Source organism: Martelella radicis, from assembly GCF_014196625.1.
Taxonomy (GTDB): Bacteria; Pseudomonadota; Alphaproteobacteria; order Rhizobiales; family Rhizobiaceae; genus Martelella; species Martelella radicis.
Genome location: NZ_JACIDZ010000014.1, coordinates 116619 through 129531 on the forward strand (window position 1 = coordinate 116619; position 12913 = coordinate 129531).

At 61.8% G+C, this 12913-nt stretch carries 11 protein-coding genes; 6 read left to right on the plus strand and 5 right to left on the minus strand.

What is annotated here, in order from left to right:
* Window positions 1-30 precede the first annotated feature (30 nt).
* The 4 genes from GGR30_RS18510 to GGR30_RS18525 all read left to right on the plus strand — a co-directional run bounded on the left by GGR30_RS18510 (window position 31) and on the right by GGR30_RS18525 (window position 3283).
* Window positions 31-945 (plus strand): sulfurtransferase, encoded by a 915-nt coding sequence (locus GGR30_RS18510; RefSeq protein WP_183489459.1) that lies wholly within the window; start codon window positions 31-33, stop codon window positions 943-945.
* Between the two features lie 93 nt (window positions 946-1038).
* On the plus strand, window positions 1039-2250 hold the full coding sequence (locus tag GGR30_RS18515; RefSeq protein WP_183489462.1) for a YeeE/YedE family protein: 1212 nt from the start codon (window positions 1039-1041) through the stop codon (window positions 2248-2250).
* Window positions 2247-2654, plus strand: a complete 408-nt coding sequence (locus GGR30_RS18520) for a hypothetical protein (protein WP_183489465.1) — start codon at window positions 2247-2249, stop codon at window positions 2652-2654. Before GGR30_RS18515 ends, GGR30_RS18520 begins: the two co-directional genes overlap by 4 nt.
* Window positions 2655-2665: 11 nt before the next feature.
* On the plus strand, window positions 2666-3283 hold the full coding sequence (locus GGR30_RS18525) for a DUF6969 family protein (RefSeq protein WP_183489468.1): 618 nt from the start codon (window positions 2666-2668) through the stop codon (window positions 3281-3283).
* A gap of 897 nt (window positions 3284-4180) precedes the next feature.
* Here GGR30_RS18525 and GGR30_RS18530 read toward each other — a convergent pair.
* The 5 genes from GGR30_RS18530 to GGR30_RS18550 form a co-directional block, all read right to left on the minus strand.
* Complete coding sequence (locus GGR30_RS18530) at window positions 4181-4945, minus strand: SDR family NAD(P)-dependent oxidoreductase (protein ID WP_183489471.1); 765 nt, start codon at window positions 4943-4945, stop codon at window positions 4181-4183.
* 102 nt (window positions 4946-5047) lie between these two features.
* Complete coding sequence (locus tag GGR30_RS18535; RefSeq protein WP_183489474.1) at window positions 5048-5809, minus strand: SDR family NAD(P)-dependent oxidoreductase; 762 nt, start codon at window positions 5807-5809, stop codon at window positions 5048-5050.
* 173 nt (window positions 5810-5982) lie between these two features.
* On the minus strand, window positions 5983-7476 hold the full coding sequence (lysS, locus tag GGR30_RS18540; protein ID WP_183489477.1) for a lysine--tRNA ligase: 1494 nt from the start codon (window positions 7474-7476) through the stop codon (window positions 5983-5985).
* Window position 7477: 1 nt separating this feature from the next.
* Window positions 7478-8944, minus strand: a complete 1467-nt coding sequence (gltX, locus tag GGR30_RS18545) for a glutamate--tRNA ligase (protein ID WP_183489480.1) — start codon at window positions 8942-8944, stop codon at window positions 7478-7480.
* Window positions 8945-9108: 164 nt separating this feature from the next.
* Complete coding sequence (locus tag GGR30_RS18550) at window positions 9109-9894, minus strand: TerC family protein (RefSeq protein WP_183489483.1); 786 nt, start codon at window positions 9892-9894, stop codon at window positions 9109-9111.
* A 240-nt stretch (window positions 9895-10134) separates the two neighbouring features.
* Here GGR30_RS18550 and GGR30_RS18555 point away from each other — a divergent pair, with 240 nt between their 5' ends.
* Together GGR30_RS18555 and GGR30_RS18560 are read left to right on the plus strand one after the other, a co-directional pair.
* Entirely contained in the window at window positions 10135-11265 is a 1131-nt protein-coding gene (locus GGR30_RS18555) for an HlyD family secretion protein (protein ID WP_183489487.1), read from the plus strand.
* Window positions 11266-11299: 34 nt separating this feature from the next.
* A complete protein-coding gene (locus tag GGR30_RS18560) occupies window positions 11300-12904 on the plus strand; it encodes a DHA2 family efflux MFS transporter permease subunit (protein ID WP_183489490.1) in 1605 nt (534 codons plus the stop codon).
* Window positions 12905-12913: the final 9 nt, after the last annotated feature.

Genomic DNA, 12913 nt, shown 5'->3' on the forward strand with positions numbered 1-12913 from the left:
GCCGGCCCTGTGTAATAAACGGAGCCTCTTATGCGTCTCTCCATCATTTCCGCGGCGTTTGCGATTGTCACCGCATTCGTCACCCCGGCATCGGCTGAACGGCTGACCGACGCCCCTCTCGTCGACGCGGCCTGGCTTCAGGATCATCTCGGCAGCGACGGTCTGATCGTCATCGATACCCGAGCGCCATCAAATAGCGCCAATCCCTACACCGAAGGCCATATCCCCGGCGCGATCTGGGCTCCCTACGGCAAGTTCGGCTGGCGGGCGACCGTGAATGGCGTTCCCGGCCAGCTTCCGGCGATCCCGGAGATCGAAGGCCGTATCAAGAGCCTCGGCATCAATGACGATACCCAGGTCGTCATCGTTCCGGCAGGCGCATCCTCCTCCGAGTTTGGCGCTGCCACCCGCGTTTACTGGACGTTCAAGGTTCTGGGACATGACAATGTCACGATCCTCGATGGCGGTATGCGCGACTGGCAGGCTGCCGACGGCGCGCTTGAAACGGAAATCGTCATTCCCCAGCAGGCCGGGAATTTCACCGCCGATTTCCGCCCGCAATACTATGCCTCGACGGAAGATGTCGCCGCGGCCGGAACCAATGGCGTCAAGCTGGTCGATGGCCGCCCCGTCGAGCAGTTCGAGGGCAAGGCGAAGAGCCCGGTTGTGCGTGCCCCCGGCACCATTCCCGGCGCGATCAACCTGCCGCAGAGCCGGTTCTACAACGCCGAGACTGCCCGCTTCGTGAACAAGAACGAGGCCCGGTCGCTGGCCGCCGATGCCGGTCTCTCCGGCAATGACGAAACCATCGCATTCTGCAATACCGGCCACTGGGCGTCGATCGCCTGGTTCGGTCTCTCCGAGGTCGACGGCAAGGAAAACGTCAAGATGTACGACGGTTCGCTCGCCGAATGGGCGGCAGACGAGAGCCGGCCTCTGGAATAGGCGGCGCGCTCGCGACCCACCGGAGTACCTTTCAACAACAGGCCTCTCGCCTTCCGGCGGGAGGCCGCCCGTGCTTTTTCAGGACCTGAATTCATGGCTATTGCCCAACCGACCGCTTCCGACACGCTGAAAAGCCCCGCGCCTGACCGCGGCACGGCGCTGGTGCTCATTCTTATCTTCGTTCTCGGCGAGGTGCTCATTGCCTCTGCAGCGGGCGCGCGCCAGTCGGCGCTGTTCCTGATCGGCGGTGTTATGGGCGTGACGCTTTTTCATGCCGCCTTCGGATTTACCGGAGGTTGGCGGCGCTTTTCAGTGCACCGGCGCGGCCGCGCCATCCGCGCGCAAATGCTGATGATTGCTGTTGCGGCGCTGTTTTTCATCCCGTTGCTAAAGATCGGCACATTTGCGGGTCATCCGCTTGTGGGTGCGTTTGCGCCGGTTGGCGTTTCCGTGCTGGCAGGCGCGGCCATGTTCGGCTTCGGCATGCAGCTTGGCGGCGGTTGCGGTTCGGGTACGCTTTTTACCGTCGGCGGCGGTTCGGCGCGCATGCTGGTCACGCTTGCCGGCTTCGTTGCCGGGGCGCTGATCGGGACGGCACACTTGCCCTGGTGGCTCTCGCTTCCGTCCCTGCCGCCGGTCAATCTCGGCGCTTCGCTGGGCATGGCGGGTGGTCTTGCGGTCACGCTTGCCGGGCTCGGGCTTGTTGCCCTGCTGACGGTGCTGATCGAGCGGCGCGCGCATGGCAATCTCGAACGGGCTCCGCGCCCGGATACCGCCGGGCTCGAGCGGCTTCTCCATGGTCCCTGGCCGCTGATCGGCGCGGCGATCGTGCTGGCGCTCGCCAATGTCGCGACACTGCTGACAGCCGGCCACACATGGTCAATCACTTTCGGGTTTGGTCTATGGGGCGCAAAGATCGCGGAGGCCGTCGGCGTGCCGGTCTCCAACTGGGCCTTCTGGCAGTGGCCTGGCCCGGCAACGGCGCTGTCAGCCAGCGTTCTCGATGATACCGTCTCGGTGATGAATTTCGGCATTCTGGTCGGAGCGGCGGTCGCGGCCAGCCTCGCTGGCAAGTTTGCGCCAAAGGCAAGCCTGCCGCTGCTGTCATTGACAGCGGCCATTCTCGGCGGCCTGCTGATGGGCTATGGCGCCCGGCTTTCATTCGGCTGCAATATCGGCGCGTTGTTTTCCGGCATCGCGTCTGGCAGCCTGCATGGCTGGTTGTGGTTTGCGGCAGCCTTTGGCGGGTCTCTTGCCGGCATTGCAATCAGACCCCTTTTCGGACTGGATGGCTTCAGAAAATGAGTGACCGCAATACGTTTCTTTTCGGCACGGCACTGACCGTCGCCGTCGTCGGCATCACCGCTGACTATGTCGCGCATCGCGCCGCTCCGGCGGCCATGCCGCAGGCAGGATACAGCGCCGCCTCGCCATGTTCTGCAGCCAGCCCCTGCGCGGCCGCGGCACCTGTCGCAGCAAGCCCGTGCGCGGCCGGCGCCCCAGTTCCTGCCAGCCCCTGTGCGGCGGCGCCTGCGCCGTCTGCCAGCGGCTATTCCCCCTTCGCCGAGACGCAGACAACCCCGCCTGCGCCGGCCAAACCATCGGCATCGGGATACGCGCCGTTTGCCGCGGACCAGAAAACCCATGATACTCAATCGACCACGGGTTATGCGCCCTTTGCCGAAGATCAGGATGTCTCAAACAGGTAAGGTGACAGCTTATGGATGAAGACCGCCAGCGGGCCGCAGCGGAAGCCCTGTTTTGCGAGGCGGTGCTTGCCAAGACCGGCGACAGCGTGCTTCTCGATACGCTTGCCGGCGTGAATTCGCCGACAAGCTTCGAGCACTATCCGCAAGGTGATGTCTACGACCCGGAAAGCGGCGCGCAATGGTATTATCACAGCCATGCACCGGCGGGTGACAGCGGCGAGCACGGCCATTTCCACTGTTTCCTGCGTCCTCTCGGGCCAGATGGCCCCGTGCATCATCTCATTGCCGTCGGCGTTGACGCGCATGGCAGGCTGGTGCGGCTCTTCACCGTCAATCAGTGGGTCGTCGGCGATGACTGGCTCGCCGCCGAGGACACGATCGCACTACTGCCGCGTTTCGATGTTCATCTCGGCCGTCCGTCATATCTGGTCAATCGCTGGCTGACAGCGATCATCCGCCTTTATGGTGACGAGATCGCGGGGCTCATCCGGTCGCGTGACAGCATCATCGCCCAGCACCGGCCAGCCGCGCCTTCCATTGCCGCGCATGATGACAGGGCGCTGGAAGTAACCGCCGAGCTTGTCACAAATCTTGAGGACAAGGCCAGGAGTGCCGGCGCTCTCCCCTGATATATCCTTATGTCCGCTTCGTCTGGATCACCGGACCGGATCAAAACAAACACGAACTTTGGCCCATCAATTGCGATCTCGCACAACCGTTGTCCAAGAACCGCATGCAGCAGATTATGCGCTGAACGTGTGATCGTATGGGACGGCCCGAGCCAACGCCTGCCTGCACTTGGGCATCAACTACCACCAGTGGCTATCGACGAGCCCTGCCCCGCTTGCGCCATCGCCCATGCGGACAGATACGGCCAAGGCCGACGGGGCGGTCGTGACTGTCTGCAGCCATCCCGGCGGGAGAACCGGTAAAACTCCGGTGCATCGGCCAACTTATTGCCGGTTGGTCGAAATGCGTGAGCCATGGCGACGGCGGCGCTTGCGTCCGCTTCCGCGATTGCCGTCTCTGTTTTTCTTCCACGGCCAATTCGCATGCGCGGCTTCGGATCAACCCTCGCAGTCGCCCCGCGCGATAGGGGCCGGTTTCTCGCCATCAATTCGGTCGGCGCATCGGCAATGAAGCCAAGTCTTCATGATGAAGGACGTCCCTTCTCTTGTGACCACGCTGTTCTCGCAAACTGCCGGGAAAAGCATCTTTCAGAAATCGTAGGAGAAGCGCAGCATTCTCGCGTTCCGCGACGTGCTATCGGAGAACGCACCGTCATGTTCGGCACGCGAATGCCTGCCTTGCCGAAATGGGCAAGCTCGGCGCCGAGACGCACCCGGCTGAAGTCATCGTCCACCGGTAAGGTGAGGCCAAACGTTCCCGCACGCGCTGAGCGACCTGGGTCCTCGTATCGAGCAGGGGGATGACGCAGGAGACGGGTTTGCCAACAAAAGAGCCCGGCCTGTTGGTCCAGGCCGGGCCTTGATCACGACAGGAATGTCGCGGGAGAGAGCTTTTTGTCAGTCGGCGGTCATGCCGCCATCGACGGGCAGGCGCACGCCGGTGACGAATTTCGCCTGATCGCTGGCGAGATAGATCACGGCATCGGCGATCTCGTCGGGCTCGGCATAACGCTGCAGCGGAATGCTGGCGGCAAACCCCTTCTTGGCCTCGCCGCCATGGCCGGGCGCGAACCCTTCCTCCAGCGAACGCATCATCCGCGTTTCGACAGGCGAGGGATGGATCGAATTGACCCTGATGCCGTCGCGCGCGCCCTCGAGGGCAGCGGTGCGCATCAGTCCGACAAGCGCATGTTTGGATGTGATATAGGCGGAGACATCCGGCGTGCCGCCAAGGCCTGCCACCGACGACATGATCACCACATTGCCCTTCGTCTTCTTCAGCTCGGGCATCGCATATTTCAGGCCGAGGAAGATGCCGCGCACATTGACCGCCAGCACCTTGTCGAACATCTCGATCGGATAATCGGTAATCGGCTTGACCACGCCCTCGATGCCGGCATTGGCGACAAGAATATCGAGCTTGCCGAACTCTTCGACCGCGGCCGCGACATAGGCCTGCGTCTGATCGGGATCGGTGACGTCGGCCACCGCATAGGCCGCCTTGTCGTGCCCGAGTTCGGCGACTGCGTCCTTCAGCGCATCCTCATCGAGGTCGACCAGCAGCACCTTCGCGCCTTCGGCGGTCATGCGCTTGGCCGTGGCGATCCCGATCCCGCCGGAACCGCCCGTGATGATGGCCACCTTGTCCTTCAGTTGAGCCATTTCAGCCTCCCATCATTGTCTCCCACAGATGTGGGAAGCGAATGGTTCGCAGACAAGAACAATGACGGATTTGTAATCCAGCTTGCGCAGAAAACGGATCGATCAGTTGCTGGCGAGATAGCCGCCATCAACCGGAAGGCTGGCGCCGGTGATGAACGATGCCTTGTCGGACAGCAGGAAGGCTGCTGCAGCCCCAACCTCTTCCGGTTCGCCAAGACGCTGGATGGCCTGCGGCTCGGTGATCAGTTTCAGGAACTCTTCCGACGAACCTTCCAGAAGCTTGGATTTGATGGCGTTCGGCAGGATGGCGTTGACGCGGATGCCGTCCTTGCCGCCTTCTACCGCACCGGTCTTGGTAAAACCGATGATGCCGTGCTTGGAGGCGGAATAGATGCCGGCCGTGCCAAGCCCCGTCATGCCCGCAACGGAGGAGATGTTGAGGATGGCCCCGCCCTTGCCCTGTTCGCGGAAGAGCCGAATCGCAGACCGCATGACGCGGAAGACGCTCTTCAGATTGATATCCATGGCAAGATCATAGGTCTTGTCATCGCTTTCCGCGATCTCTCCCTTGGGGCCGATACCGGCATTGTTGACGACGAAATCGAGATGCCCGTCGAGCGCCTTTGTCTTGTCGAAGAGATTGTCGATGTCATCCTGTGAGGTCACGTCGGCGGCGACGAAGACCGCCCTGCCGCCAGCCTTTTCGATCATATCGACCACGGCGAGACCGTCTTTTTCGGCGGAGGCAAGGTCGCTGACCACCACATGCGCGCCCTCGGCCGCAAGCTCAAGCGCAATACCCTTGCCGATACCATTGGCCGCCCCGGTCACGAACCCGGTTTTTCCATTCAGAATGCCAGACATCCTCATCTCCTTGCTTCAGTGTTTTTCTTCATTTTGATCTAATGATTAAAACACTGAAAACAACCGTGATAACGGCGTTTTGATGTGGCAATCCGCGCCCGACCATGCGGCACAAAGCGAAAGGCCCGGGCGCTTTTCACCCGGGCCTTGCCAGATCAGTTCACGTGACGCGCTCAGTCCTTGTGGCGGCGGGCCGGGAAGAGGATGACGTCGCGGATCGACGGGCCGTCGGTCAGAAGCATGATCAGACGGTCGATGCCGATGCCAAGTCCGCCTGCCGGCGGCATGCCGTGGTCCATGGCATTGAGGAAATCGTCGTCCAGCTTCTTTTCCAGTTCGCCGCGGGCATGGGCCTGCTCAAGCTGCTCGACCATGCGGCGGCGCTGCTCGACCGGATCATTGAGCTCGGAAAATGCATTGCCGAGTTCCCAGCCGTTGACATAGGTCTCGAAGCGTTCGACCAGACGCGGCTCGCCGGGCACTTCCTTGGCAAACGGCGAGATGTCCTTCGGGAAATGGGTGACATGCGAGGGCTGGATCAGCGACGCCTCGACCTTTTCCTCGAAGAGGAAGGCCAGGCACTCGCCCCAGGTCCAGTCGCTCTCGATTTCGAAACCGGCGGCTTCGGTCGCCTCACGGGCTTCCTCGTCGGTCGCGATCGACAGGAAGTCGATGCCGGTTGCTTCCTTGACAGCATCCGGCATCGGCACCCGCTTGAACGGGCCGGTGAAGTCCAGTTCGATTTCGCCGAACTTGACCTTGGCGCTGTCATGGAGCGTCATGGCGAGCGTTTCGAACATGCGTTCGACAATGCCCATCATGTCCTCGTAATCGGCATAGGCCCAGTAGCACTCCATCATGGTGAATTCTGGATTGTGCCGGGTGGAAACGCCTTCATTGCGGAAGTTGCGGTTGACCTCGAACACCTTGTCGGTGAGGCCGGACACCAGGATACGCTTCAGGTAAAGCTCCGGTGCAATACGCAGATACATGTCGATGTCGAGCGCATTGTGATGCGTCTTGAACGGGTCGGCAGACGCGCCGCCATAGATCGACTGCAACATCGGCGTCTCGACTTCCATGAAGCCTTCGCCTTCGAGAAAGCGGCGCACGCCGGAAAGGATCTTAGAGCGCTGGATGAAGCGCAGCTTGCTGTCGTCATTGCTCATGATATCGAGATAGCGCTGGCGATAGCGCGTCTCGATATCGGCAAGACCATGATATTTCTCCGGCATCGGCTTCAATGCCTTGGTAAGCATAGTGATCTCTTGCGCATTGATCGTCAGTTCGCCGCGCTTGGTGCGGCGGACCACCCCGGAGACGCCGACGATATCGGCAAGATCGACCAGCGACCACATCTCACGCACCTCTTCCGGCGTCGTGTCCTTGTGCGAAAATATCTGGATCTTGCCCGAGGCATCGCGCAGGTCGACGAACATGCCGGAATTGCGCATGGAATAGACGCGGCCGGCCACGGTGACGACATCTTCCGTCACCGTGTCGTCGGGAAGGTCGGCGTATTTTTCCGCCAGTTCCGCATTGGTGATCGTGCGGTGGAAATGGGCCGGATAGACGTCGCCGATCTTCTCGCGCAGGATTTCGAGCTTCTGCGCGCGCACTTCCGTGGCGTCAGAGGACAGTGCCTGTTCTTCGGTCTTCTTGTTCATCTTACTTGCCTGTCTCTTCTTCTACCATCTTTGCCACCACGGCCTCGGCGTTCTTCAGGCGCTGGCGCACCACGGCGCGGCCAAGGATCGCCATGCTGTCGAACAGCGGCAGCGAGCGCGAGGAGCCGGACATGGCGACAAACAGCGGCGCGACGACGATGCGCAGCTTCTTGTCCATGTCGTCGGCGAGCTGGCGCAGCGCTTCCTCGACGGTCGTTGCATTCCACTCAGTCAGCTTTTCCAATACGGGCTGGACGGCCTTCAGGATTTCCAGAATTTCTTCCGGATTGGTCTTCTTGATCTTCGAAAACGCTTCCGGCGCCGGCACCATGTCCGACTGCAGCAGGAAGCCCATCAGTGCCGGCAGTTCGCCGAGCTTGGTGATCCGGCTCTGGGAGAGCTTCAGCCCGTCCTTCAACCGTGCATTCTCAGAGGCCCATGCGGCGACGCGGAGGATGAAATCCTCTTCCGTGAGCGTTTCGCGCAGGAAACGGCCGTTCAGCCATTCGAGCTTCTGCGTGTCGAAGACGGCGCCGGACTTGTTGAGATTGTCCTGATCGAATTTTTCGACCAGTTCATCCATCGACATCAGTTCCTCGCCCTCGGCGATCTGGATGAAGAACAGGCCAAGGAAGTTCATCAGCGCTTCCGGCAGATAGCCGAGCGCCGAATAATAGGAGATCGACGTCGGGTTCTTGCGCTTCGACAGCTTCGACTTGTCGGGATTGCGCATCAGCGGCAGATGGAAGAATTTCGGCGGCTCCAGACCGAGATAGGTATAGAGCAGGATGTGCTTCGGCACGGAGGCCAGCCATTCCTCGCCGCGCGCCACATGGGTGATCTTCATCAGATGGTCGTCAACGACATTCGCCATGTGATAGGTCGGCATGCCGTCGGCCTTCAGCAGAACCTGCATGTCGACCGCGTCCCACGGGATCTCGACATCGCCGTAGACGCCGTCGGTGAACTTGCACACGCCCTCTTCCGGGATCTTCATGCGCACGACATTGGGCTCGCCCGCTTCGATGCGGCTTTTGACCTCTTCGGCCTTCAGATGCATGCAGAGCCCGTCATATTTCGGGGCGCGGCCCTCGGCGCGCTGGCCGGCGCGCATGCGCTCCAGCCGCTCGGGCGTGCAGAAGCAGTGGAAGGCATGGCCTTCTTCCACCAGCCTGTCGACGAAGGGCTTGTAGATTTCCTTGCGGTCGGACTGGCGATAGGGGCCATAGTCGCCGCCGACATCGGGACCTTCGTCCCATTCGAGCCCGCACCATTTGAGCGCGTCCAGCACGTTCTTCTCATATTCGGGGGTCGAGCGCGAAGCGTCGGTGTCCTCGATACGCAGAATGAAGGTGCCGCCCATCTTCTTGGCGTAGAGATAGTTGAAAAGCGCCGTATAGGCAGTGCCGACATGCGGCTCGCCGGTGGGGGAAGGCGCAATGCGCAGGCGGGGGCCGGTTGTGCTCATCGTGTTCGTCCATGCTGCCGGCCGGAGACGGACACATCCGGCCGAAAGAGTTTTCCAGTGCTGAATATCGCTGAGCCGCAAGGCGTGGATAGCCCGTCAGTCAGGGCGGCTCTTAACTGGCCTGCCTTAGGCCATATTCAACCCTTTCCGTCAAGCCGTCAGGCTCAATGGCCGGCCGATCCGCCTTCCGTGGCGGGCTTTTCGCCGCCAGCGGCGCGATCAAGCCTGCGCTTGCGCCGCGCGGCCATGTTGAGCAGCTCCACCAGACCGGAAAAGGCCATCGCCGCGTAGACATAGCCCTTCGGCACATGGAAGCCGAGCCCGTCGGCAATCAGGGTCGTGCCGATCATCAGCAGGAAGGCGAGCGCCAGCATGACGATGGTCGGATTGGCTTCGATGAAACGGGCAAGCGGGCCGGAAGCAACCAGCATCAGCGTCACCGCGACGACGACGGCAATCACCATGATCGGCAGGTGCTCGGTCATGCCGACGGCGGTGATGATGCTGTCGATGGAGAAGACAAGATCGAGCAGCAGGATCTGGAAGATCGCCGCGGAAAAGCCGGTCTTGACCGCGCCGCCGACCAATTCACCCGGCTCTTCCTCCGGATCGACATTGTGGTGGATCTCCTTTGTCGCCTTCCACACCAGGAACAGCCCGCCGGCAATCAGGATGATGTCCTTCCATGAGAAGCCATGACCGAAGGCGGAAAACACCGGCGTCGTCAGTTGCACGATCCAGGCAACGGTTCCGAGAAGCACAAGCCGCAGCACAAGCGCCAGACCGAGCCCGATGCGGCGCGCGGCCTGCCGGTTCCTCTCCGGCAGCTTGTTGGTGAGAATGGAGATGAACACCAGATTGTCGATGCCGAGCACGACTTCCATGATGATGAGGGTTACGAGGGCCGCCCAGGCTTCTGGACTGGCGGCAAGAGCCAATAGGTCGGTCACGTGATCTCCTCGGCCGGGATAGTTCGGGGGTCGATGCGGTCGCTGATCTATAGCCGGAAAGCGACGATTGCACCATCAACGTCTTCGCCTGGGGGAGGTTCCCTTCAGGCCGTGCGGGTTGACAGCGCGCGAAGCGAGGCGCATTAGCAACGCAACAATCGAACTCATCAGTTCGAAATGACCATTGCCAGTTCACTTGCCGGTCCGCCTCCCGGGATCGGCGCAGAAAGGCCTTTCAGGATGAGCAACGAAAACGAGGGCAACCACACCGCCGAGGAACAGGCTCCGGCGGAAAAGTCCGGCGGCGCGCGCAAGATCATCTTCGCCGTCATCGGCCTCGCCATCATCGCCGGCGCCGGCTGGTTCGGCTATGAATGGTGGACCGAGGGCCGCTTCATCGTTTCCACCGACGATGCCTATGTCGAGGGTGACATCGCGACGATCTCGCCGAAGGTTTCCGGCTATGTCGAAAGCGTCGCGGTCACGAACAACCAGAAGGTCGCCAAGGGAGACCTACTGGTCAAGATCGATGACGGCGACTACCAGAACGCGCTCGCCCAGGCCGAGGCGCAGCTCAACGCGCAGAACGTGGCGCTGAAGGCGACCGAGGCGCAGATCGCCGGCGCCAAGGCCCAGCTCAATCAGGCTCAGGCCAATCGCGACGCGCTCGACCCGCAGATCGAGAATGCGAAGAGCGCGTTTCAGCGGGCCAACACGCTGAAGGAAAAGGGCGCAGCCACCGTTGCCGCCTTTGACGATGCCAAGGCGCAGGTCGACCAGCTGAAGGCGCAGGTCGAGGCCGCCAATGCCGCCATAGAGGTCGCGAAGTCGAACATCAACACGGCCGAGGCGCAGCTTGCCCAGCAGCAGGCGGCGCTGAAGGAGCGCCAGCTTGCCGTCGACATGGCCAGGCGCAATCTCTCCTTCACCGAGATCAGGGCACCGTTTGACGGCGTCTTCGGCAACCGCAATGTCCAGGTCGGCGACCTTGTTTCTTCCGGCGCTCGCCTCGGCGCGCTGGTGCCGACGGAGGAGCTCTATATCGTCGCCAATTTCAAGGAGACGGATCTTGATCGCCTGGGCATCGGCGAGGAGGTCCATGTCAGCGTCGACGCCTTCAAGGAGGATGAATTCACCGGCGAGATCGTTTCCTTCTCGCCGGCCTCGGGCGCGGTCTTCGCCCTTCTGCCGCCGCAGAACGCGACGGGCAATTTCACCAAGGTCGTGCAGCGCATTCCGGTGCATATCTCCATTCCGCAGGACATGCTGGACCGGGGTTATCTGAAGGCCGGGCTTTCGGTGACGGCGGAAGCCGACAGCCGCACCGCGCCCGACGGCACGCTCGGCAAGGTCGTTGCCGGCAACCGTTGAAAATGAGGCGCGGAACCCGCCGCCGAGGTGAAGCATGACAGAGACTGCCGAAAGCAGAGAGCACAGCGAGAACGCGCCTGCGGCCCCCGCCGGCGCGCCGTCCGACCATGTCAGCGCCCGCACATGGGCGGCCTTCGTCGTCATGGCCTTCGGCATGTTCATGGCGATCCTCGACATCCAGATCGTCGCCTCCGCGCTGACCGACATCCAGGCCGGCATTTCCGCAAGCGCGGATGAAATCGCCTGGGTGCAGACCTCCTACCTGATCGCCGAAGTGATCATGATCCCGCTGTCGGGTATTCTGGCGCGGATCTTTTCCACGCGCGTGGTGTTTTCCGTTTCCGCCGCCGCGTTTACCGCCTGCAGCGCGCTTTGCGCCACGGCCACCTCGATCGACCAGATGATCATCTACCGGGCGCTGCAGGGCTTCATGTCGGGCGGTCTGGTGCCGGCCGTCTTCGCCGTCGCCTTCACCGCCTTTCCGCCATCCAAACGCTCGACCGTCATTCCCGTGGTCGGGCTTGTTGCCACGATGGCGCCGACCATCGGCCCGACGGTGGGCGGCTATCTCGTCGATGCCTTTTCCTGGCACTGGCTGTTCCTGATCAATGTCGTTCCCGGCATCCTGGTCACGATCGGCGCCTGGCTGCTAATCGATTTCGACAGACCCGACTATTCGATCATGAAGCATTTCGACTGGATCGGCCTGATCGCCATGGCGCTGTTTCTTGGGTCGCTCGAATATTTCCTTGAAGAGGGCAATATCGAAGGCTGGTTCCAGGCCGAGGTGATCCGCTATGCCTTCGTCATCATGGTCGGCGCCGGCATCGCCTTCTTCTACCGCTCCTTCACCAGTCGCTATCCGGTGGTCGATCTAAGGGCCTTCGGCAATTTCAACTTCGCCGTCGGCTCGATCTTTTCCTTCTCGCTCGGCATCGGGCTCTACGGTCTCGTCTACCTCTTCCCGCTCTACATGGCCCGCATCCGTGGCTATGACGCGCTGATGATCGGCGAGACGATGTTCGTCACCGGCGCCTTCATGATGGCGACCGCGCCCGTTGCCGGCATCCTGCAGAACAAGCTCGATCCGCGGGTGATGATGGGCGCGGGGCTTGGCCTCTTCGCGCTGTGTACCTGGCAGATGACCCATATCACCGCCGAATGGGACTATTGGGAACTGTTCTGGCCGCAGGCCGGACGCGGCGTGGCGCTGATGATCTCGATGATTCCGGTCTCCAACATCGCGCTCGGCACATTGCCGCCCCAGGACGTCAAGAATGCCTCAGGCCTGTTCAACCTGACGCGCAATCTCGGCGGCGCGGTCGGGCTTGCCATCATCAACACGCTTCTGAGCCGCCGCGACGATTTTCATTACGACCGGCTGGCCTCGAGCGTCGATGCGGCAAGCCGGACGACGCAGGAATGGGTCGGCACGCTTCAGGGGCTTTATTCCAGCCACGGCCTCGACGGCGAGAAGGCGGCGCTGCTGCAGCTAGGCCAGATGGTCTCGCAACAGGCCTGGCTGCTCGCCTTCATCGATGTCTTCGTTCTGCTGACGGTGCTTTTCGCCTTCCTCACCCTCTGCAGCTTCCTCGTGCGCAAGCCGAAGGACGGCGCCGGCGGCGGTGCGGGCCACTGATGAACCGTG